This window comes from Chromobacterium alticapitis (assembly GCF_002924365.1).
GTDB classification, from domain to species: Bacteria; Pseudomonadota; Gammaproteobacteria; order Burkholderiales; family Chromobacteriaceae; genus Chromobacterium; species Chromobacterium alticapitis.
On record NZ_PQWB01000029.1, the window covers coordinates 1 to 20,090 of the forward strand.

Below are 20,090 nucleotides of genomic sequence, written 5' to 3' on the forward strand. Positions count from 1 at the left end.
CCGCATCAGGCCCAGCTGCGCGCCGAAACCCGCCGCGGTGCCAATGGCGCCGGCCAGCAGGCCCAGCAGCAGGAACAGGGTGACGAACAGCCCCCACACCTCGCCCGAGCCCAGCCCCAGGCAACGCAGCACCGCCACCTGCTGCCAGTGCCGCTGCAGATAGCGCCGCACCACCAGCGCGACGGCAGCGGCAGCCAGCGCCACCGTCAGCATCGCGGTCAAGCCGAGAAAGCGCCGCGCCCGCTCCAGACCGGCGCGGATTTCGGGCCGCATTTCCTCGACATCCTCCAGCCGCGAGCCATGCGGCTTATGCTTGCGCAGCCAGCCGCGGAAATCGGATATCTGCCGGTCTTCGCCGGCGAACAGCAGCCGCCAGCGGATGCGGCTGCCTTCCTGCACCAGACCGGTGGCCGGCAGGTCCGCGCTGTTGAACATCAGCCGCGGAATGAAGTTGTATACATCCATGCTGCCGTCCGGCTCGCGCGCGATGGTGCCGGACAGCTTCAGCCTGGCGTCGCCCACGCCGATTTCGTCGCCCGGCTTCAGCTTGAGCCGGCTCATCAGCCTGGCGTCGGCCCAGGCCTCGCCCGACGCCGGCTGCAGCCGGCCGCTTTTTTCGCTGCCGTCCGCCAGCCGCACCGTGGTCTCGCCCCGCAGAGGGTAGCCCGCGCTGACGGCTTTGTACTGGGCCAGCGTCGCCTGGCCGCCCGCGAACACCATGGACGGGAAGGTGATGTTGTCGGCCATCAGCAATCCGCGCCGACTGGCTTCCTCCCGGATGGCGGCCGGCGCCGGCTGGTTGCCCGCCAGCACCAGATCCGCCGCCAGCAACTGCGTCGCCTGGGTGGTCAGCGCCTTCTCCACCCGGTCGGAAAAAAAGGCCACGCTGCTCATCGCCGTCACCGCCACTACCAGCGCCAGGCCCAGTATGGTCAGTTCGCCGGCCACCAGCTCGCGGCGGATGAAACGAGCGACCAGCCGAATGCGTCCAAGCAGGGTCATTCGGCGCGCGCTCCGTTCAGCTTGCCGTCCACCAGTCGGCAAATGGCGTCGCAGCGGCTGGCCAGCTCGTTGTCATGGGTCACCAGCACCAGGGCCGTGCCCTGCTCGGCATTGAGCTGGAACAGCAGGTCTATGATCTGGCGGCCGGTTTGCGGGTCGAGGTTGCCGGTGGGTTCGTCGGCGAACAACAGGCCGGGATGGATGACGAAGGCGCGCGCCAGCGCCACGCGCTGCTGCTCCCCGCCGGACAGATGGCGCGGGTAATGGCCCAGCCGCGCCGACAACCCCACCCGCTCCAGCATTTGCCGCGCCGCTTCGCGCGCGTCGTTGCGCCCGGCCAGCTCCAGTGGCAGCATGACATTCTCCAGCGCCGTCAATTGCGGCATCAGCTGGAAGTTCTGGAACACGAAGCCCACTTTGTCGCGCCTGAGCAGCGCGCGGGCGTCCTCGCTGAGCCGCGACAGCGGCTTGCCGAACAGCGCCACCTCGCCGTCGCTGGGGTGGTCCAGGCCGGCCAGCAACGACAGCAGCGTGGACTTGCCCGAACCCGAGGTGCCGACGATGGCCACGCTCTCGCCCGGATACAGCGTCAGCGTGGCGCTGCGCAGGATGTGCAGCACATCGCCGCGGAAATGGATGTTTTTCGCCAACCCACTGGCGGCCAGCACCGCCGTTTTTTTGACTGGATCACTCATGCGTTGTGTCATATGCAAAATGCTGCTCCCCTTGCTGCTGCTGTGGCAAGTCCCGGCGCTCGCCGCCACCGTCCTGGTATTCGGCGACAGCCTGTCCGCCGGCTACGGCCTGTCGCCCGGCCAGGGCTGGGCCGCGCTGCTGGGCCGCGAACTGGCGCCGCGCCACAAGGTGGTCAACGCCAGCGTGTCCGGCGAAACCAGCGCCGGCGGCCTGTCCCGGCTGCCGGACGCGCTGAACCGCCACAAGCCGGACGTGCTGGTGCTGGAACTGGGCGCCAACGATGGCCTGCGCGGCCTACCGATGGCCGAAATGCGCCGCAACCTGCAGCGGATGATAGACATGGCCCAGGCGCGCGATGTCCAGGTATTGCTGGTGGGCATGGCCCTGCCCCCCAACTATGGCCCGCGTTACGGCGCCGAGTTCCGCGCCGTCTATGACGAGCTGGCCAAACGCAATCAGCTGGCCTACGTGCCGCTGCTGATCGAAGGCTTCGCCGGCGACCTGTCCGCCTTCCAGCGCGACGGACTGCATCCGCGCGCGGAGTCGCAAGCCACCATGATGCGCACGGTGAAAGCAAAACTGCCAGTGAAATAATGCAACAAAGAAATTGACTATTAATCGCCGCGAGCGAAAGAATAGGCGGATCGCATAATCATACAGCGATCCGTCAACCTTGTTTCAGCGCCTCGCCGAAACCGGCCAGGCGGCGCTGCCACGCCATGTTCCAAGTCCCATTGTTACGCCGCCTCTCCCGTCCTTACCGCGGCCTGCCTTCCAGCGTCTACATCCAGGTCGTCTGCAGCTTCATCAACAACGCGGGCGGCATGTCCAAGCTGTTCCTGCCGCTCTACTTGCGTGAAAGCTATCACCTGCCCTATAGCCAGATCGGGCTGATGATGGCCTTCTACGGCATCGGCACGCTGACCGGCTCCTTCAAGGGCGGCAGCCTGACCGACCATTTCGACAGCCGCAAACTGGCCTGCGCGGCGCTGGCGTTGTCTGGGCTGTGCATGCTGCTCATCGCGCTGCGGCTGCCGGTTTGGCTGTTCATGCCCTTGCTGGTGGTCTCAGGCATGGCGGACGGCGGCTTCAAGCCGATCAACCAGCGGCTGGTGCTGGAGCCGTGCACGCCGCAGCAGCGCCCGCTGGCGCAAGGCATGCTGCGGGTGGCCTACAACCTGGGCGTAGCCATCGCCGGCATCACCGCCGGCTTCATCGCGGCCTGGGGCTACCAGTGGATTTATGTCGCCAACGCCGCCGGCGCGCTGCTTGGCGCGGGCTGGATGGCCTGGTCCTATATCCGGCTGGGCGAGCCGTCTCGGCTGCGCTCGACGCGCCATGCCGAAGAGGACGCCAGCCTGCCTGGCCCCTTGAGCGACCGCCTGTTTCTGCGCGTCATCGCCTCGCTGATTTTGATCACCCTGGTCTTCGACCAGATGTATGTGACGCTGGGATTATTCCTGCGCGAGCATTACCAGCTCGGCCCGCAATGGATAGGCTATTTGTTCTCCATCAACGGCCTGATGGTGGTGGGGCTGCAGATTCCGATCAGCCGCCGCATCCTGCGCTGGGGCGTGGCGCGCTGCATCCAGTTGGGCGCGCTGCTGACCGGCGGCTCTTTTCTTTGGCTGAACGCGGGGCAAGGCCCGGTCTGGGCCATCCTGATGGTCGTCACCTTGACCTTGGGCGAACTGCTGCTCTCCCCAACCTACTCGCAACTAGTGATGCAGCGATCGGAAGGCCGGCTGCGCGGCAGCTATCTGGGGCTCTACAACGCCGCCTGGAGCGGCCGCTCCCTGGCAGCGCCGGCGCTGGGCACCTTTCTCTACGGCCACGCCGGCGGTCCGGCGCTGTGGTGGCTGTGCGCGCTGGCCGCCTGTTGCAGCGCCGCCCTACAGCATGTCCCGCTGCGGCGCATGCTGCAGCCGGCCTGAGCAAAAACAAACCCCGCCGGCTTGCGCGGGCGGGGTTGCAGGATTCGGCGCGCGAGGCGGCGGATTACAGGTCCTTGGCGTTCTCGGCCAGGTAGGAAGCCACGCCTTCGGCGGACGGCTTCATGCCCTTCTTGCCCTTGTTCCAGCCAGCCGGGCACACTTCGCCGTGCTCTTCGGTGAATTGCAGCGCATCGACCATGCGCAGCATTTCGTCCACGTTGCGGCCCAGCGGCAGGTTGTTCACCACTTGGTGCTGCACCACGCCGGAGCGGTCGATCAGGAAGGAGCCGCGGAAGGCCACACCGCCTTCGGCTTCAACGTCGTAAGCCTTGCACAGGTCGTGCTGGATGTCGGCCACCAGGGTGTAGCCCACTTGGCCGATGCCGCCCTTTTCCACCGGGGTGTTGCGCCATGCGGCGTGGGTGAACTGGCTGTCGATGGACACGCCGATCACTTCCACATTGCGCTGCTTGAACTCTTCCAGGCGGTGGTCGAAGGCGATCAGCTCGGACGGGCACACGAAGGTGAAGTCCAGCGGATAGAAGAACACCACGGCGTACTTGCCGGCGGTAGCTTGCTTGAAGGAGTAGGTATCTACGATCTCGCCATTGCCCAGCACGGCGGAGAAAGTCTTTTCACCAGCGAAGAACGGGGCTTGCTTGCCAACGAGTACGGCCATTTGTATCTCCTTAAAGGTCTTGATATGACGGCATTGCCTGAATCGGGCATCAGGAAACGCCGCGGGATGCGTGGCTTTATAAAACAGCGGGTCCGGCCCGGCAAATTGTAAATCGATATCGTGACGATAAAGTTTTGCAATCAGCGGGCGGACAAGCCGATAAGGGTCAGATGCGGCTTTCCGCCCGGAGTTTCAAGCCCGCCGCCTATTCTTCAGTTCTTTTCGCGCAGATGGTGGCTGTGGCTGGCATCCAGGTCCAGGCCATACACCTCTTTCAGCTGGCGGATCTTGGCCAGCGACTCCTCGCCGAACGGCGTTTTGCCGTCAAAGGCGTGCAGCACAATGCCCTCCAGCAGGTCGCCCAGCGTGATGTCGTGGAATTCCGCCATCGCCTTCAGCACCTTCAGGATGCGCTTTTCGATCTTGACCCCGGTCTGGGTCCGTTCCACCAGGATGTCTTTCGCTTCGCTTGCTTGCGCCATTGCTCTCTCCATATTAATCAAAGTACATGCGTACATTTTTATTTTACACATGTACATAGATAATTGAAAGCGCAAAAAAAGCGGACAGTCTCACTGTCCGCTCTTGCTCAAGCGTGTACCGCGCCATTCCCGCCGGCATTTCGCCACTTGATAACAGAGTATCGGCGGATCGCCCCGCAAGCGGGGCATCCGCCCTACCGTGATCAGGCGGTCGGCTCGGCCTTTTGGCGCAGGCGCAGGTTCAGTTCGCGCAGCTGCTTGTCGTCCACCGCGTTCGGCGCGTTGGTCAGCAGGCACTGGGCGCGCTGGGTCTTGGGGAAGGCAATCACGTCGCGGATGGATTCCGCGCCGCACATCAGCGTCACCAGGCGATCCAGGCCGAAAGCCAGGCCGCCGTGCGGCGGCGCGCCGAACTTCAGGTTGTCCAGCAGGAAGCCGAACTTGTTCTGCTGCTCTTCCGGGCTGATCTTCAGCGCGCCGAACACCTTCTCCTGGATCTCGGCGCGGTGGATACGGATGGAGCCGCCGCCGATTTCCCAACCGTTCAGCACCATGTCGTAGGCGCGGGCCAGGCAGGCGCCCGGATTGGTTTCCATCAGGTCCTCGTGGCCCGGCTTCGGGCTGGTGAACGGATGGTGGCAGGCAGTCCAGCGGTCGGCTTCCTCGTCATGCTCGAACATCGGGAAGTCCACCACCCACAGCGGACGCCATTCGCGCACAAAGTAGCCGTCCTTCTCGCCGCGTTCGTGGCCGATCTTGATGCGCAACGCGCCGATCGCCTCGTTCACCACCTTGGCCTTGTCGGCGCCGAAGAAGATGATGTCGCCGTTTTGCGCGCCGGTGCGCTCTATGATGGCCTTGATGCCGTCGGCGGACAGGAACTTGACGATAGGCGACTGCAGGCCCTCTTCGTTCAGCTTGGTGATGTCATTGACCTTGATGTAGGCCAGGCCCTTGGCGCCGTAAATGGCGACGAACTGGGTGTAGTCGTCGATTTCCTTGCGGCTGATGCTGGCGCCGTTCGGCACGCGCAGGGCCACCACGCGGCCATTGGCCATGTCGGCGGCGCCGCGGAACACCTTGAATTCTTCCGACTTCATCACGTCGGTCAGTTCGGTGAATTTCAGGCTCACGCGCATGTCCGGCTTGTCGGAACCGTAATAGAACATGGCATCGCCGTAGGTCATGCGCGGGAAGGTCGGCAGCGTCACGCCCAGCACGTCGCTGAAGATCTCCTTGGTCATGGTCTCGGTGATGTCCATGATCTGGTCCTCGTTCAGGAACGAGGTTTCGATATCGATCTGGGTGAATTCAGGCTGACGGTCGGCGCGCAGGTCTTCGTCGCGGAAGCACTTGGTGATCTGGTAATAGCGGTCGAAGCCGGCCACCATCAGCAATTGCTTGAACAGCTGCGGCGATTGCGGCAGCGCGAAGAATTCGCCCGGATGCACGCGCGACGGCACCAGGTAGTCGCGGGCGCCTTCCGGGGTGGAGCGGGTCAGCATCGGGGTTTCGATGTCGATGAAGCCCTGCTTGTCCAGGTGGTTGCGCACGCCCATCGCCACCTTGTAACGTAGCCGCAGGTTCTTCTGCATCGCCGGGCGGCGCAGGTCGATCACGCGGTTGGTCAGGCGGACGTTTTCCGACAGGTTCTCGTCGTCGATCTGGAACGGCGGCGTGGCCGCGGCGTTCAGGATTTCGATTTCCTTGGCCAGGATTTCGATCTCGCCGGAGATCATCTTGCTGTTGGCGGTGCCGGCCGGACGCTCGCGCACGATGCCGCTGATGGACAGCACGTACTCGCCGCGACTGCTGTCAGCCAGCTTGAACGCTTCCGGGGTGTCCGGATCGATCACCACCTGCACCAGGCCCTCGCGGTCGCGCAGGTCGATGAAGATCACGCCGCCATGGTCGCGGCGGCGATGGGCCCAGCCTTTGACGGTCACGGTTTGACCGAGGTATTTCTTGTCGATAAGTCCGCAGTAATCGGTACGCATTGCTTAAACCTTTTTATTGAATCTTTGAAGCTCCCGGCTTGGGAGACGGCGTATTTGGGGCTAGACAGGGTGGCGGTCTAGCCCTGCCGATTATGTTCGTCGTTCAGCCGCGGGCGCTGCGCCTGCGGCGGAGGGTTAGGCACTACCACGCCCATGGAAATGACGTACTTGAGCGCCTCGTCGACGCTCATGTTCAGCTCGCGGGTGTCGCTGCGCGGCACCACGATGAAATAGCCCGAAGTCGGGTTCGGGGTGGTCGGCACGTAGACGCTGACCAGTTCCTCGCCGTCCTCGGCGTAGCGCTGGATGTCCTGGGCCGGCGTGCCGGTCTGGAAGGCCACGGTCCAGGCGTTCTGGTGCGGCCAGCGCACCAGCAGCGCGTTCTTGAACGCGTTGCCGGAGTCTGACAGCAAGGTGTCGCTGACCTGCTTGACGCTGTTGTAGATCGAGTTGACCACCGGCGTGCGCGACAACAGGCCGTGCCAGAAGTCCACCAGGCGGCGGCCCAGCACATTGGCGGCCAGCATGCCGGTGCCCATCACCACCAGCACGGCGAACACCACGCCGAGGCCGGGTATGTGCATGCCGAACACCGCCTCCGGCCGCCACTCTTGCGGCAGCAGCGTCAGCGTCTGGTCCAGCGAGCCGATGATCAGGTTCAGCACCCACAGGGTGATCGCCAGCGGCAGCCAGATCAGCAGGCCGGCGATCAGGTAACCCTTCAGGGTCATCTTGATTTTTGGGGATACCGACATCAGTCGCAACCGCAGCCGGCGCCGCAGCTATGGCCGCCGGCGCTGGGCGTGCTGCTGGAAGCGCTGGACGAGCCGCCCTTGAAGTCGGTGGCGTACCAGCCAGACCCCTTCAGCTGGAAGCCGGGAGCGGACAGCAGCTTGCTGTAATCCGCGCTGCCGCATTCCGGACAGGCGGCGACCGGCGCGTCGCTGAGTTTTTGCAGGTGTTCCTTGGCGACGCCGCAGGCGCCGCAACGATATTCATAGATCGGCATAGCTTTATTTCCCGCCCAATGACCACAATGGCATAATACGCATTATTGCTGCACCGCACCACATCCGGAACTAAACTCCAAACAGAGGTGCCACAGGCACAGATGCGGCCCGCCGCTGGAACTTCAAGCGCCGCCGCAAACCCATGATTATATCCAACTGAAACGGCAATACAAAAAACACTTTTACATCATCCTGCTGCAACAGCGCCCTGCAACGCTATCCCGGAGGTCCAAATGGTTTACCAAGAAGGTCAGATGGAAAGCATACGCAATATCCTCGCCGGAAAAAAAGGTTTGATCGTCGGCATCGCCAACGAGAACAGCATCGCCTACGGCTGCGCCAGCGTGCTGCGCCAGCTGGGCGCCGAATGCGCTGTCACCTATCTGAACGAGAAGGCCGAGAAATACGTGCGGCCGCTGGCCGAGCAGCTGCAGTCGCCGCTGATCCTGCCGCTGGACGTCGAGCAGCCGGGACAGCTGGAAAGCGTGTTCGAACAGATCGAAAAGCGCTGGGGCGCGCTGGACTTCATCATCCATTCCATCGCTTATTGTCCGGCAGAGGACCTGCACGGCCGCGTGGTGGATTGCTCGTTGCAAGGCTTCCAGCAGGCCATGCACGTCTCCTGCTACTCCTTCATCGAAATGGCCCGCCTGGCCGAGCCGCTGATGAAGAACGGCGGCAGCCTGATCACCATGAGCTACTACGGCGCCGACAAAGTGGTGGAGAACTACAACATCATGGGTCCGGTCAAGGCCGCGCTGGAAAGCGTCAGCCGCTACCTGGCCAATGATCTCGGTCCCAAGCGCATCCGCGTGCACGCCGTTTCCCCCGGCCCGCTGAAAACGCGCGCCGCCTCCGGCATCGCCCACTTCGACCAGCTGATAGAAGACGCCATCGCCCGCGCGCCGCAGAACCGGCTGGTGGAAATCGAAGAAGTCGGCATGACCTGCGCCTTCCTGATTTCCAACGCCGCCAGCGGCCTGACCGGCCAGACCATCTATGTAGATGGCGGACAACACATCAAAGCTTGAGGAGAGCGGCATGATTCACGATACCCACGCATTCGACGACATCCTGCAACAGGCGAGGCAACTGGGCTCGCTGCCGATGGCGGTAGCCCACCCGTGCAGCCGCGAATCCCTACTGGGCGCGGTGGAGGCGGCCGAAAACGGCATCGCCACCCCCATCCTGGTCGCGCCGCTGCCGCGGCTGCAGAAGCTGGCCGACGAGCTGGAAGTGGACTTGGGCCGCTTCGAGTGCATAGACGTGGAGCACAGCCACGCCGCCGCCGAGCACGCGGTGCAACTGACGCGCGACGGCTACGCCGATATCCTGATGAAGGGCAGCCTGCACACCGACGAGTTCATGAGCGCCGCGCTCGCGCGCGAGACCGGCATCCGCACCGACCGCCGCATCAGCCACGTCTGGATCATGAAGGTGGCAAGCTATCCGCGCTACCTGTTCATCACTGACGCCGCGGTCAATATCGAACCGGACCTGATGACCAAGCGCGACATCTGCCAGAATGCCATCGACCTGACCCACGCCCTGGGCATCGTCTGCCCCAAGGTGGCCATCCTGGCCGCGGTGGAAACCATCAATCCGGAAATGCGCTCCACGCTGGACGCCGCGGCGCTGTGCAAGATGGCGGAGCGCGGCCAGATCACCGGCGCCATCCTGGATGGCCCGCTGGCCTTCGACAACGCCATCTCCAAGGAAGCGGCGGACAGCAAGGGCATCGTCTCGCCGGTGGCCGGGGATCCGGATATCCTGCTGGTGCCGGACCTGGAAGCCGGCAATATGCTGGGCAAGCAGCTGACCTATCTCGCCCAGGCCGCCTCTGCCGGCATCGTGATGGGCGCGCGCGTGCCCATGGTGCTGACCAGCCGCGCCGACGACGCCAGCGGCCGCCTGGCCTCCAGCGCCATCGCCAACCTGCTGGCGCACAAGCGCCGCCTGGCTGGAGGCCGCCCATGAATCGCTGCCTGCTGGCCATCAACGCCGGCTCTTCCACGCTGAAATTCCGCGCCTTTACGCCGGACGGCCAAACCTTGCTGGCGCGCGGCATGGTGGACCGTTTCGGCGGCAAGGACGCGGCGCTGACGCTGGCCGACGCCAAGGGCCAGACGCTGGCCGAGCGCGCTTTGGCGGACGCCGACCACGGCGCGGCGCTGGCCGCTGTGCTGAACGGCCTGGCCGACCAGGGCCTGGAGGCGCGGGCGCTGGTCCACCGCGTGGTGCATGGCGGCAACCGCTTCCGCCAGCCGGTGCGCCTGGACGACGAAGTGCGCGCGGCGCTGGACGACTACATCGCGCTGGCGCCGCTGCATCAGCCGGTCAGCCTGGAGGTGATAGACGCCTTCAGCCGCATCGACGCGCGCCTGCCGCAAATCGCCTGCTTCGATACCGCCTTCCACGCCACCCAGCCGGAAGTGGCCACCCGCTTCGGCATCGCCCGCCACTGGCACGACGAGGGCATCCGCCGCTACGGCTTCCACGGCCTGTCCTATGCCGCCATCGCGCGGCGCCTGCCGGAGGTGGGCCTGGCGCGCGGCAAGGTGGTGGTCTGCCACTTGGGCAGCGGCGCCAGCGCCTGCGCCATAGAGTCCGGCCAGAGCGTGGCCGCCAGCACCGGCTTCTCCGCGGTGGATGGCCTGATGATGGGCACTCGCCCCGGCTATATCGACCCGGAAGTGGTGCTGTACTGGCAAGAGCACGAAGGCATGGGCGTGAAGGACGTGCGGCGCGAGCTGTACAAGAACTCCGGCCTCTTGGGCGTGTCCGGCGTATCCGCCGACATGCGCGAATTGATGGCCAGCGAGCTGCCGGCGGCGCGCGAGGCGGTGGAATTGTTCTGCTACCGCGTGGCGCGCGAGGCGACCAGCCTGGCCGGCGCGATGCGCGGCCTGGACGGGCTGATCTTCACCGCCGGCATAGGCGAGCACTCCGCCGAGGTGCGCGGCCGCGTGCTGCAGCAGCTGGCCTGGCTGGGATTCGAGCTGGACCATGTGGCCAATTTGTCCCATGCGCGGCGGCTCACCACCGCCGGCAGCCGGCTGCCGGCCTATGCGCTGCCCACCGACGAGGAAGGCGAAATGGCGCGGCAGGCCGCCGCGCTGCTGTAAGCCGCCAACAAAAACGGCATGCTTCGCGCATGCCGTTTTCTCTTGCCGTCGCCCGGCTCCTCAGTTGTCCAGCATGGCGCGGTACTTGTCGTCCTCATCCTCGAACACCTCGTCGCCGCCCAGGGAGAACGCCAGTTTCAACAACTCGCGCGCGGCTTCCTCGCGGCCCATCTCCAGCTCGCACTGGCCCAAGCGCAGCAGGATGAATGGATTCTCCGCGCCCTGCGGACAACGCATGGCCAAGGCCAAGGTGTCCACGCCCTGGCGCCAGTCGCCCAACTGAAAATGGGTGTCGCCTATGGCGGTCAGCAGCCAGGTGGATGCCTCCCAGCGCTCCACCTCCAGCGGCAGCATCTCGAAGGCTTCCTGATAGCGCGCCAGCGCAGAGTCGAAATTACCCTGATCGAACAACTCGTCGCCCTCGTCCAGCAGGGCCTGAACGGGTTCGTGCAGAATGGAAGGCAAGGCGGTCATCTCGTCTATTCCGTATCAAGAAATGTGCTGTCGACATGATATCGCAGCGCGGCGCGTCCGGCGATTCACACGCGCCAAAAACACAAAAGGCCCCGCGATTGCGGAGCCTTTGCGTATTCTTGCAGCCTGGGCTGTCGATCGATTAGGCCATGGCCTTGATCTGGGCGGACAGACGGCTCTTGTGACGAGCAGCCTTGTTCTTGTGGAACACGCCCTTGTCAGCGATGCGGTCGATGACTTTTTCGGAAGTCTGGAACACTACGCGAGCGGCGGCCTTGTCACCGGCTTCGATAGCCTTGAGCACTTTCTTCACTGCGGTACGGAACGCAGTACGCAGGCTGGCGTTGTGCGCGCGCTGCTTAAGGGCTGTGCGTGCACGCTTGCGAGCTTGTGCGCTGTTAGCCATGAATTTCTCCTGATAGCGGAATCTGAAACCCGCGATTCTAAGCCCTAAACACAGGTTTTGCAACAGGAATCCCGCCAGCGTAAACTAGCGGCCTTGCTCAATCCGCCTCTTGTCGCACGACCCAATAAAATGAACCTGTTAAAGGCCCTGGCTGCAGTCAGCAGCATGACCATGGTGTCCCGCGTGCTCGGCCTCGTGCGCGATACCCTGATCGCCCGCACTTTCGGCGCCGGCATGTCCGCCGACGCCTTCAACGCCGCTTTCAAAATCCCCAACATGCTGCGCCGGCTGTTCGCCGAAGGCGCGTTCTCCCAAGCCTTCGTGCCTATCCTGGGCGAATACAAGCAGAACAAGACGCACGAGGAAACGCGCGAATTCGTCGCCAAGGTGACCGGCGTGCTCGGCTCGGTGCTGTTCCTGGTGACCGCTCTAGGCATGTTGGCCGCGCCGGCCATCATGTGGATCTCGGCCCCCGGCTTCTACCGCGAGCCGGCCAAGGCCGCGCTGTTCGCCGACATCCTGCGCGTGTCCTTCCCCTATATCTTCTTCATTTCGCTGTCGTCGATGACCGGCAGCATTCTGAACAGCTGGGGAAAATTCTCGATTCCAGCCTTCACGCCCACTTTCCTGAACCTCAGCTTCATCGTGTTCGCGCTGGCCTTCACCCATTACTTCCACCCGCCCATCATGGCGCTGGCCTGGGCGGTATTCGTCGGCGGCCTGATCCAGCTGGTATGGCAGCTGCCTTTCCTGAAACAGATAGGCATGCTGGCCACGCCCATCTTCGCCTTCCGCGACCCGGCGGTATGGCGCGTGATCCGGCAGATGGGGCCGGCCATCTTCGGCGTGTCGGTAGCGCAGATTTCCTTGCTGATCAACTCCACCTTCGCCTCCTTTCTGCCCACCGGCAGCGTGTCCTGGATGTATTACGCGGACCGGCTGATGGAGTTCCCGTCCGGCGTGCTGGGCGTGGCGCTGGGCACCATCCTGCTGCCGTCCTTGTCCAAACACGCCGCCAGCAAGTCCGAGGCCGAATTCAGCGTGCTCCTGGACTGGGGCATACGGCTGTCGCTGCTGCTGGCGGTGCCGGCCACCGTCGGCCTGGGCCTGTTGTCCGGCCCGCTGCTGTACACCATGTTCATGTACGGCAAATTCACCGCTCACGACGCCTGGATGTCGCAGCAGGCCGTGATCGCCTATTCCCTGGGCCTGCTGGGGCTGATTCTGGTCAAAGTGCTGGCGCCGGGCTTCTACGCGCGCCAGGACATCAAGACGCCGGTGCGCATCGCGGTGAAGACGCTGATCGCCACCCAACTGATGAACCTGATCTTCGTATTCCCGCTGAAGCACGCCGGCCTGGCGCTATCCATCGGCCTCGCCTCCTGCGTCAACGCCGGCCTGCTGCTGTACACGCTGCAAAAGCGCGGCATATACCGGCCAGAGCCGGGCTGGCGCAGCTTCCTCACCCGGCTCACCCTCTCCATCCTGGCCATGACGGCCGCGCTGCTGGCCTGCCAGTGGTGGCTGCCGATAGACTGGCACGGCCATGCTTGGCAGCGCGCGCTTTGGCTGTTGCTGCTGGTAGGCGTGGGCGCGACGGTATACTTCACCGCCCTGTTCGCCCTCGGCTTCCGCCCGCGCCATTTCATGCGGCGCGAGCAATGAGCCGCCAGCCTATGATTTCACTGTATCCGGATAGAAAGTCGCGACCATGAGCCATCTGACGCCCGAACATTCGCCGCTGGGCAAGACCGTCAGCTACCAGGACCATTACGACCCCAGCCTGCTGTTCCCCATCGCGCGCAAGACCAAGCGCGACGAGATAGGCGTGGATGAAGCCGCGCTGCCGTTTGCCGGCGTGGACATCTGGACCGGCTTCGAGCTGTCCTGGCTCAACGCCCGCGGCAAGCCGCAGATCGGCATCGCCACCTTCCGCATCCCAGCGGACAGCCCGCGCCTGATCGAATCCAAGTCGTTCAAGCTGTATCTGAACAGCTATAACCAGACGCGCATGGACGGCGTGGACGCGCTGACCGCCCAGCTGGCGCGCGACTTGTCCGCCGCCGCCGGCGCGCAAGTCGCCGTTTCCATCATGCTGCCGCAGGCCTTCGCCGCCGAGCAGGTGCGCGAGCTGGAAGGCGAATACATCGACGAGCTGGACATCGAGGTCGACAACTACGCGCCGTGTCCGGAGGCGCTCCAGGCCGACGCCGCCGACATCGTCAGCGAAACGCTGTGCAGCAATCTGTTGAAGTCCAACTGCCTGGTCACCGGCCAGCCGGACTGGGGCAGCGTCTCCATCCGCTACACTGGCCCCAAAATAGACCGCGAGGCCTTGCTGAGATATTTGATAGGCTTCCGCCAGCACAATGAATTCCACGAGCAGTGCGTGGAGCGCATCTTCGTCGACGTGCTGCGCGCCTGTGCGCCGGCTAAGCTCACCGTCTACGCCCGCTACACCCGCCGCGGCGGCCTGGACATCAACCCGTGGCGCAGCAATGCGGACGCCGCGCCGTGCGACAACACCCGTACCGCGCGGCAATAAGGCCATCGAGCCGCGCAAAACAAAAGGGATGCCGAAAGCATCCCTTTTTTTGCGGGCCGAATCCGGCCTCAGAACGGCGCCGGTGCCTCGAAATCCATTTCCTCGAAGGTCACCGGATGGCGCAACACCAGCCGCGACGCGTGCAGCAGCAGCCGATCAGCCTTGGCCAGGACTTCAGGCGGCGCGTAGATATTGTCGCCCAATATCGGGTGGCCGGACTCCAGGTGCAGCATATGCATGCGCAGCTGATGGGCGCGGCCAGTCTGCGGGTCCAGCTCCATCCGGCTGACATTGCGCGTGGTGTCGCGCAGGATCACCCGGTAGCGGGTGATGGCCTCCTTGCCTTCCGTAAAGTCCACCTTCTGCCGCGGCCGGTTCGGCCAATCTATGATCAGCGGCAGGTCTATGGTGCCGCTATTGCTCTCCACAATGCCGTCCACCATCGCGATGTAGCGCTTCTTCACCTTGCGGTCCATGAAGGCGATGGACAACGCGCGCTGCATTTCCGGGCCGCGGCCCATCACCACCAGGCCGGAGGTGTCCATGTCCAGGCGATGCACCGTCAACGCGTCCGGGTAGACCTTTTGCGCGCGGCTGATCAGGCAGTCGGCCTTGTCATCGCCGCGCCCCGGAACCGACAGCAGCCCGCTGGGCTTGTCCAGCACCAGCATGCAGTCGTCGACATAGATCACATTGAGGCCGGTGTCCGGCGGCGGGTTGTAGTGTTCGAGATTGTGTCTTTGCATCGGATACGGCTCAGAAAAACGGTTGGCGGCGATTATCGGCGCTAAGGCCTTGGACGACAAGCTGTTACCGTCGATTCCCCAAGGCGCTGTCACTTGAAAACGCCGCTTTCAGCCATCAATCTGTCATGACAACGACAGACAAGGACGAATCGCCATGGAACAGTTTTACCAAGATCCCTATCAGACCCGCCTTTCCACCCGCGTGCTGCGCCACGACGACGCCGGCCTCGCGCTGGAAAGCACGCTGTGCTACCCGCTGGGCGGCGGCCAACCCGGCGACAGCGCCACGCTGACCATGGCCGACGGCGCGACGCTGCGCATCGTCGACACCCGGCGCGACCGCGAAAGCCGCGCCATCCTGCACCAGACCGAGGGCGACATCCGCCTCGCGCCCGGCGCGGAAGTGACGCTGGAGCTGGATTGGGCGCGCCGCTACCGCCACATGCGCATCCATACCGGCCTGCATCTCTTGGGCGTGGTGATCAAAGCCGGCGTCACCGGGGGCAATATGACCGCCGAGTCCGGCCGGCTGGACTTCGACGTGCCGGAGGACATGGAGCTGGACAAGGAGCGCATCGAGGCCGAGCTGAACCGGCTGGTCGCGGCTGATCTGCCCGTCACCGTGAGCATGACCAGCGGCGAAGCCCTGAAGGCGCAGCCGGAGCTGATCCGCACCATGTCGGTGACGCCGCCCTTGCATCTGCCGGAAATCCGCCTGATCGAAATCGCCGGCGTGGACCTGCAGCCCTGCGGCGGCACCCATGTCGCGCGGACCGGCGAAGTCGGCCGGATGCGGGTGAAAAAGCTGGAAAGCAAGGGCGCCCGCAACAAGCGGGTGGTGGTGGAGCTGGTCGATTAAGACGCCAGCAGCGCGGCCAGCCGGCCTTCCACCGCCGCCGCCTCCTGCCGCAGACAGTCTATGAACTGCTGCGGCAGATGCGAGGGCGGGCGGAACTGAGGCAGCGCCAGCCGCATGGCGAACGGAATCGACGCCTCCAGCGGCCGCAGCGCCAACCCCTTGCCGGCCTCGTCCAGCGCGGTCAGCGGATTGACGATGGCCACGCCCAGCCCCTGCCGCACCATGGCGCATACCGCGGCGGCGCTATGCGTAGACAGTTGCATGCGGCGGCGCACCCCGGCCTCCGCGAACCAGGCGTCCACCTGCTGGCGATACGCGTCGCTGGGCGCCAGGCTGACGAAGGACAGGCCTTCGAAATCCCGGGCCGCCAGCCTGCGTTTGCCCGCCAGCGGATGATCCGCCGGCATCACGCACAGCTCGTCGCCCTGCCACAAGGGCAATAACTGGCAACCGGCCGGCGCCTGATCCTGCTCGATCAGCCCCAGATCGAAACGCTGCGCCGCCAGCCATTCCTCCAGCCACGGCGATTCCTGCGGACTGATGTCCACCCCGACCTCCGGCAGCCGCTCCAGAAAGCGGGCGCAGGCCCCAGGCAGCAAGGCCTGGGCGAACACCGGCAGGCAGGCGATGCTCAACTGGCCGCCGGCAAACTGCCGGATGGCAGTCGCGCTGCCGACGATGCGCTCCAGCCCGACAAAGCTGCGCTCCACCTCGGCGAACAGCTGCAGCGCCTGCTGCGTGGGCCGCAGCCGGCCACGCCCGCGCTCGAACAGCGCCAGGCCCAGCAATTGCTCGCAACGAGCCAGCTCGCGGCTGACAGTGGGCTGCGAGGTATGCAGCATGCGCGCCGCGCCGCTGACGCTGCCGCTGGTCATCACCGCCCGGAATACTTCGATATGCCTAAGATTGACCGCCATCCCCTCCCTCCATACTGCGACGCGGCCATATCAAAAATGAAAGCCGCACCGAAACAATACTATTTCATTTTTGTTCTGATAGGCACGATCATGGAGCGATAGCCACAGGAAAGCCCCGCCATGAACCCGTTCGACACCCGCCAGCTCGCCGACATCGCCCGCCGCTTCGGCTCGCCGCTCTGGGTCTATCACGCCGACACCATACGCGGCCGCATCGCCGAGCTGAAAGCCTTCGACACCATACGCTACGCGCAGAAGGCCAACTCCAACACCCATATCCTGCGGCTGATGCGGGCCGAGGGAGTCAAGGTGGACGCGGTGTCGCTGGGCGAGATCGAACGCGCGCTGGCCGCCGGCTACCAAACCGGAAGCGGCGAGCCGTCAGACATCGTCTTCACCGCCGACGTGCTGGACCGCGCCACGCTGGACAAGGTGGTGGAAACCGGCATCCCGGTGAACGCCGGCTCCATCGACATGCTGCGCCAACTGGGCGAGCGCTCGCCCGGCCACGCGGTCTGGCTGCGCATCAATCCCGGCTTCGGCCACGGCCATAGCCAGAAGACCAACACCGGCGGCGAAAACAGCAAGCACGGCATCTGGCACGGCGACCTGGCCGAGGCGCTGCGGCAAGTGCGCCGGCATGGCCTGAAGCTGATAGGCATCCACATGCACATTGGCTCCGGCGTCGACTACCGCCACCTGGAGCGCGTCTGCGGCGCGATGGCGGAACTGGTTCAACAGCTGGGCTGCGACATCGAGGCCATTTCCGCCGGCGGCGGCTTGTCCATCCCTTACCGCGACGGCGACGCGCGCGTCGACGCCAGCCATTACTTCCAGCTATGGGACGCCGCGCGGCAACGCATCGCCGCGCAACTGGGCCATCCCGTGAGGCTGGAGATCGAACCCGGCCGTTTCCTGGTGGCGGAATCCGGCGTGTTGTTGGCCGAAGTGCGCGCGGTCAAGAATATGGGCAGCCGCCATTTCGTGCTGGTGGACGCCGGCTTCAACGACTTGATGCGTCCCTCGCTGTACGGCAGCTATCACCGCATCACTGTTCTGGACGCGGACGGCGCGGAAAAGACCGGCGCAGTCGACGCCGTGGTGGCCGGGCCGCTGTGCGAATCCGGCGACGTGTTCACCCAGCAGGAAGGCGGCACAGTGGAAACCCGGCCGCTGCCGCCGGCCCAAGTCGGCGACCTGATGGTGTTTCACGACGCCGGCGCCTACGGCGCGACCATGTCCTCCAACTACAACAGCCGCCCCTTGCTGGCGGAGGCGCTGGCGGATGGCGGCGAAGTCCGGCTGATCCGCCGCCGCCAGACCATGGCGGAGCTGCTGGCGCTGGAGGCCTGAGCGCCAAATGCGGAAAAGCCGGGCAAGCCCGGCTTTTCCGCACATTCCGTCAACTGCGGATGATCAGCTCTTCTGTTCCATCTTGTTGATGACGAATTTGACGCCCGGCACCTTCTCGGCCACTTGGCCGGCCTTGAACATTTGCTGGTCTTCCGTCATCAGGCCTTCGATGGTCACTTCGCCCTTCTTGCTGGACACTTTCAGCTCCAGCGCCTTCAGTTCCGGCTCGGCGTCCAGCGCCTGCTTGACGCTGACCGCCAGTTGCTCGTCGGTCGGCGCGGCAACGGCGGCATCCTCGGCATAAGCCGCGTGGGCGGCGAACACGCCGGACAGACTCAGGGCGGCCAGCATCAGGATACGGCTTGCAACACGTTTCATCATTCTCTCCAATTTCTCGCGACAAATGTCCCAGGCCAAGATCCGCTTGGCGACGGATTGCTCGGAATGCCACCATGTTAACGGGGAAACTTTTCAGTTTTGTTGCGACTCAATGACATCACGCTAGACGCGCAGCGTCCGCGACACGACCCAGGCCGCGCGAGTTACAATCGCGCAACTCACTACACGACACGCCACCTGTCTGGAAGCATGAAGTTGAAACCATTCACTACCGGCTGGCCGCTCTGGCTGGCCCTGCTGGCGCTGGCCGGCTGCGGCACCGCCCCCCCGCGCGCGCCCGTCATCCCATCGCCCTCGACCGCCGCCAGCGACAGCCCAGCCTCTTTGCCTGACTGGAACCGGCAATCTCTGGGCGATACCCTGCAAGGCCTGCGCCAAAGCTGCCGCGCGCTGCAGAAAAAACCGGCCTGGAGCGGCGTCTGCCTTGAGGCCGCCGCCCTGCCCTCCAGCGACGCCGACGCCGCGCGCCGCTTCTTCGAAAACCGCTTCACCGCCTGGAAGCTGCAGGACGGCGGACGCGACAACGGCCTGGTCACCGGTTATTACGAGCCGCTGCTGAACGGCAGCCGCTTCCGCTCCGAACGCACGCCGTGGCCGGTTTACGGCGCGCCGCGCGATCTGGTCAGCGTGGACGTGCCGATGAGCCAGCGCAGCCGCGGCGCGCTGCGCGCCAAGCAAGCCGGGCCCAATCGGCTGGTCTTGGCCGCCAATGGCAATATCGAGATCAACCCGGCCGACTTCGCCGTCGACCCGCGCGGCATCCGGCTGAAAGGCCGGCTGTCCGGTTCGCGGCTGCTGCCCTATTTCACCCGCGACCAGATCAATCAGGGCAGCATAGCCGGCAGCGCGCCGGTGCTCGCCTGGGTGGAGGACCCGGTGGAGCTGTTCTTCCTGCAAGTGCAGGGCTCCGGCCGCATCCAGCTGGATGACGGCAGCTTCCTGCACGTCGGCTTCGCCGATCAAAACGGCTATGCCTACCAATCCATAGGTAAATGGCTGGTGGACAAGGGCGAGATGACATTGGGCGACGCCTCCATGCAGGGCATCAAGGACTGGATCGCGCGCAATCCGCAGCGCCGCGACGAGTTGTTCGCCGTCAACCCCAGCTACATTTTCTTCAAGCAGCTGCCCGGCGACGACGGCGGGCCGATAGGCGCGCTGGGCGTGCCGCTGAGCGGCGGCTACAGCATAGCCGTGGATCCACGCTACATCCCGCTGGGCGCGCCGGTTTACCTGTCCACCACCTGGCCGCACTCGACCGAGCCCTTGGTGCGCCTGGTCAACGCCCAGGACACCGGCAGCGCCATCAAGGGCGCGCTGCGCGCCGACCTGTTCTGGGGCTACGGCACCGAGGCCGGCATGTACGCCGGCCGCATGAAGCAGCAAGGCAGCATGTGGCTGTTGCTGCCCAAAGGCCTGACGCCGGCCGCGGCATTGTGACAAACGGGGCTGCGGCCCCGTTTGCG

Annotated in this window: 22 protein-coding genes; 10 read left to right on the top strand and 12 right to left on the bottom strand. The window is 64.8% G+C overall.

What is annotated here, in order from left to right; genetic code table 11:
* A partial coding sequence (locus C2I19_RS07975; protein WP_369406685.1) for an ABC transporter permease occupies positions 1–1,002 on the bottom strand: 1,002 nt, incomplete at its 3' end.
* The gene (locus C2I19_RS07980; protein WP_103902178.1) at positions 999–1,697 is read right to left on the bottom strand and encodes an ABC transporter ATP-binding protein; all 699 of its coding nucleotides are present in this window, start codon (positions 1,695–1,697) and stop codon (positions 999–1,001) included. The genes C2I19_RS07980 and C2I19_RS07975, both read right to left, overlap by 4 nt.
* Positions 1,698–1,716: 19 nt before the next feature.
* Here C2I19_RS07980 and C2I19_RS07985 point away from each other — a divergent pair, with 19 nt between their 5' ends.
* Positions 1,717–2,292 carry an arylesterase gene (locus C2I19_RS07985; protein ID WP_233201144.1) on the top strand — a complete coding sequence of 192 codons (576 nt, stop codon included), beginning with the start codon at positions 1,717–1,719 and terminating at the stop codon, positions 2,290–2,292.
* A 125-nt stretch (positions 2,293–2,417) separates the two neighbouring features.
* Positions 2,418–3,632, top strand: a complete 1,215-nt coding sequence (locus C2I19_RS07990) for an MFS transporter (protein ID WP_103902180.1) — start codon at positions 2,418–2,420, stop codon at positions 3,630–3,632.
* Between the two features lie 64 nt (positions 3,633–3,696).
* Here the strand turns inward: C2I19_RS07990 and C2I19_RS07995 are convergent, their stop codons facing one another.
* The 5 genes from C2I19_RS07995 to C2I19_RS08015 form a co-directional block, all read right to left on the bottom strand.
* A complete protein-coding gene (locus tag C2I19_RS07995; protein WP_103902181.1) occupies positions 3,697–4,311 on the bottom strand; it encodes a peroxiredoxin in 615 nt (204 codons plus the stop codon).
* A gap of 212 nt (positions 4,312–4,523) precedes the next feature.
* The gene (locus C2I19_RS08000) at positions 4,524–4,793 is read right to left on the bottom strand and encodes a hypothetical protein (protein ID WP_103902182.1); all 270 of its coding nucleotides are present in this window, start codon (positions 4,791–4,793) and stop codon (positions 4,524–4,526) included.
* Between the two features lie 203 nt (positions 4,794–4,996).
* Positions 4,997–6,790, bottom strand: coding sequence for an aspartate--tRNA ligase (gene aspS, locus C2I19_RS08005; protein ID WP_103902183.1), 1,794 nt, complete (start codon positions 6,788–6,790; stop codon positions 4,997–4,999).
* Positions 6,791–6,867: 77 nt separating this feature from the next.
* On the bottom strand, positions 6,868–7,545 hold the full coding sequence (locus C2I19_RS08010) for a DUF502 domain-containing protein (protein WP_103902184.1): 678 nt from the start codon (positions 7,543–7,545) through the stop codon (positions 6,868–6,870).
* On the bottom strand, positions 7,545–7,799 hold the full coding sequence (locus tag C2I19_RS08015; RefSeq protein WP_103902185.1) for an FmdB family zinc ribbon protein: 255 nt from the start codon (positions 7,797–7,799) through the stop codon (positions 7,545–7,547). Before C2I19_RS08015 ends, C2I19_RS08010 begins: the two co-directional genes overlap by 1 nt.
* Positions 7,800–8,033: 234 nt before the next feature.
* Here C2I19_RS08015 and fabI point away from each other — a divergent pair, with 234 nt between their 5' ends.
* Genes fabI through C2I19_RS08030 form a run of 3 tightly spaced genes read left to right on the top strand, consistent with a single transcriptional unit; the run spans position 8,034 to position 10,925 of the window.
* The gene (gene fabI / locus C2I19_RS08020; protein WP_233201145.1) at positions 8,034–8,831 is read left to right on the top strand and encodes an enoyl-ACP reductase FabI; all 798 of its coding nucleotides are present in this window, start codon (positions 8,034–8,036) and stop codon (positions 8,829–8,831) included.
* Between the two features lie 10 nt (positions 8,832–8,841).
* Positions 8,842–9,777: a phosphate acetyltransferase gene (locus C2I19_RS08025; RefSeq protein WP_103902186.1), complete on the top strand. Its 936-nt coding sequence runs from the start codon at positions 8,842–8,844 to the stop codon at positions 9,775–9,777.
* On the top strand, positions 9,774–10,925 hold the full coding sequence (locus tag C2I19_RS08030) for an acetate/propionate family kinase (protein WP_103902187.1): 1,152 nt from the start codon (positions 9,774–9,776) through the stop codon (positions 10,923–10,925). Before C2I19_RS08025 ends, C2I19_RS08030 begins: the two co-directional genes overlap by 4 nt.
* A gap of 60 nt (positions 10,926–10,985) precedes the next feature.
* Here C2I19_RS08030 and C2I19_RS08035 read toward each other — a convergent pair whose 3' ends face one another.
* Together C2I19_RS08035 and rpsT are read right to left on the bottom strand one after the other, a co-directional pair.
* Positions 10,986–11,399: a tetratricopeptide repeat protein gene (locus C2I19_RS08035; RefSeq protein ID WP_103902188.1), complete on the bottom strand. Its 414-nt coding sequence runs from the start codon at positions 11,397–11,399 to the stop codon at positions 10,986–10,988.
* Positions 11,400–11,541: 142 nt separating this feature from the next.
* The gene (gene rpsT, locus C2I19_RS08040; protein WP_046155534.1) at positions 11,542–11,805 is read right to left on the bottom strand and encodes a 30S ribosomal protein S20; all 264 of its coding nucleotides are present in this window, start codon (positions 11,803–11,805) and stop codon (positions 11,542–11,544) included.
* Between the two features lie 129 nt (positions 11,806–11,934).
* Between rpsT and murJ the strand changes: the two genes are divergently transcribed.
* Both murJ and queF read left to right on the top strand, forming a co-directional pair.
* Positions 11,935–13,470: a murein biosynthesis integral membrane protein MurJ gene (gene murJ / locus C2I19_RS08045; protein WP_103902189.1), complete on the top strand. Its 1,536-nt coding sequence runs from the start codon at positions 11,935–11,937 to the stop codon at positions 13,468–13,470.
* A gap of 46 nt (positions 13,471–13,516) precedes the next feature.
* Positions 13,517–14,350, top strand: a complete 834-nt coding sequence (queF, locus tag C2I19_RS08050; RefSeq protein WP_103902190.1) for an NADPH-dependent 7-cyano-7-deazaguanine reductase QueF — start codon at positions 13,517–13,519, stop codon at positions 14,348–14,350.
* Between the two features lie 68 nt (positions 14,351–14,418).
* On the opposite strand, the gene C2I19_RS08055 is transcribed toward queF, so the two are convergent.
* Positions 14,419–15,096, bottom strand: a complete 678-nt coding sequence (locus tag C2I19_RS08055) for a pseudouridine synthase (protein WP_103902191.1) — start codon at positions 15,094–15,096, stop codon at positions 14,419–14,421.
* Between the two features lie 154 nt (positions 15,097–15,250).
* Between C2I19_RS08055 and C2I19_RS08060 the strand changes: the two genes are divergently transcribed.
* On the top strand, positions 15,251–15,955 hold the full coding sequence (locus C2I19_RS08060; RefSeq protein WP_103902192.1) for an alanyl-tRNA editing protein: 705 nt from the start codon (positions 15,251–15,253) through the stop codon (positions 15,953–15,955).
* Here the strand turns inward: C2I19_RS08060 and C2I19_RS08065 are convergent.
* The gene (locus tag C2I19_RS08065) at positions 15,952–16,872 is read right to left on the bottom strand and encodes a LysR family transcriptional regulator (protein WP_103902193.1); all 921 of its coding nucleotides are present in this window, start codon (positions 16,870–16,872) and stop codon (positions 15,952–15,954) included. The genes C2I19_RS08060 and C2I19_RS08065 overlap by 4 nt on opposite strands.
* Before the next feature lie 120 nt (positions 16,873–16,992).
* On the opposite strand from C2I19_RS08065, the gene lysA reads away from it, so the two are divergent.
* Entirely contained in the window at positions 16,993–18,225 is a 1,233-nt protein-coding gene (lysA, locus tag C2I19_RS08070) for a diaminopimelate decarboxylase (RefSeq protein ID WP_103902194.1), read from the top strand.
* Positions 18,226–18,288: 63 nt separating this feature from the next.
* On the opposite strand, the gene C2I19_RS08075 is transcribed toward lysA, so the two are convergent.
* Positions 18,289–18,603, bottom strand: a complete 315-nt coding sequence (locus C2I19_RS08075) for a BON domain-containing protein (protein ID WP_233201146.1) — start codon at positions 18,601–18,603, stop codon at positions 18,289–18,291.
* 210 nt (positions 18,604–18,813) lie between these two features.
* On the opposite strand from C2I19_RS08075, the gene mltA reads away from it, so the two are divergent.
* On the top strand, positions 18,814–20,064 hold the full coding sequence (gene mltA, locus C2I19_RS08080) for a murein transglycosylase A (RefSeq protein ID WP_103902196.1): 1,251 nt from the start codon (positions 18,814–18,816) through the stop codon (positions 20,062–20,064).
* Positions 20,065–20,090 lie beyond the last annotated feature (26 nt).

Excerpts from the sequence above, each read along its gene's own strand:
- C2I19_RS08065 (WP_103902193.1), bottom strand. The coding sequence starts at position 16,872 with ATGGCGGTCAATCTTAGGCATATCGAAGTATTCCGGGCGGTGATGACC.
- C2I19_RS07980 (WP_103902178.1), bottom strand. The coding sequence starts at position 1,697 with ATGAGTGATCCAGTCAAAAAAACGGCGGTGCTGGCCGCCAGTGGGTTG.
- C2I19_RS08015 (WP_103902185.1), bottom strand. The coding sequence starts at position 7,799 with ATGCCGATCTATGAATATCGTTGCGGCGCCTGCGGCGTCGCCAAGGAA.
- mltA (WP_103902196.1), top strand. The coding sequence starts at position 18,814 with ATGAAGTTGAAACCATTCACTACCGGCTGGCCGCTCTGGCTGGCCCTG.
- C2I19_RS08060 (WP_103902192.1), top strand. The coding sequence starts at position 15,251 with ATGGAACAGTTTTACCAAGATCCCTATCAGACCCGCCTTTCCACCCGC.
- C2I19_RS08055 (WP_103902191.1), bottom strand. The coding sequence starts at position 15,096 with ATGCAAAGACACAATCTCGAACACTACAACCCGCCGCCGGACACCGGC.
- rpsT (WP_046155534.1), bottom strand. The coding sequence starts at position 11,805 with ATGGCTAACAGCGCACAAGCTCGCAAGCGTGCACGCACAGCCCTTAAG.
- C2I19_RS07990 (WP_103902180.1), top strand. The coding sequence starts at position 2,418 with ATGTTCCAAGTCCCATTGTTACGCCGCCTCTCCCGTCCTTACCGCGGC.
- C2I19_RS08030 (WP_103902187.1), top strand. The coding sequence starts at position 9,774 with ATGAATCGCTGCCTGCTGGCCATCAACGCCGGCTCTTCCACGCTGAAA.
- C2I19_RS08025 (WP_103902186.1), top strand. The coding sequence starts at position 8,842 with ATGATTCACGATACCCACGCATTCGACGACATCCTGCAACAGGCGAGG.
- C2I19_RS07995 (WP_103902181.1), bottom strand. The coding sequence starts at position 4,311 with ATGGCCGTACTCGTTGGCAAGCAAGCCCCGTTCTTCGCTGGTGAAAAG.
- murJ (WP_103902189.1), top strand. The coding sequence starts at position 11,935 with ATGAACCTGTTAAAGGCCCTGGCTGCAGTCAGCAGCATGACCATGGTG.
- C2I19_RS08000 (WP_103902182.1), bottom strand. The coding sequence starts at position 4,793 with ATGGCGCAAGCAAGCGAAGCGAAAGACATCCTGGTGGAACGGACCCAG.
- C2I19_RS08075 (WP_233201146.1), bottom strand. The coding sequence starts at position 18,603 with ATGAAACGTGTTGCAAGCCGTATCCTGATGCTGGCCGCCCTGAGTCTG.
- aspS (WP_103902183.1), bottom strand. The coding sequence starts at position 6,790 with ATGCGTACCGATTACTGCGGACTTATCGACAAGAAATACCTCGGTCAA.
- queF (WP_103902190.1), top strand. The coding sequence starts at position 13,517 with ATGAGCCATCTGACGCCCGAACATTCGCCGCTGGGCAAGACCGTCAGC.
- C2I19_RS08035 (WP_103902188.1), bottom strand. The coding sequence starts at position 11,399 with ATGACCGCCTTGCCTTCCATTCTGCACGAACCCGTTCAGGCCCTGCTG.
- lysA (WP_103902194.1), top strand. The coding sequence starts at position 16,993 with ATGAACCCGTTCGACACCCGCCAGCTCGCCGACATCGCCCGCCGCTTC.
- C2I19_RS07985 (WP_233201144.1), top strand. The coding sequence starts at position 1,717 with ATGCTGCTCCCCTTGCTGCTGCTGTGGCAAGTCCCGGCGCTCGCCGCC.
- fabI (WP_233201145.1), top strand. The coding sequence starts at position 8,034 with ATGGTTTACCAAGAAGGTCAGATGGAAAGCATACGCAATATCCTCGCC.
- C2I19_RS08010 (WP_103902184.1), bottom strand. The coding sequence starts at position 7,545 with ATGTCGGTATCCCCAAAAATCAAGATGACCCTGAAGGGTTACCTGATC.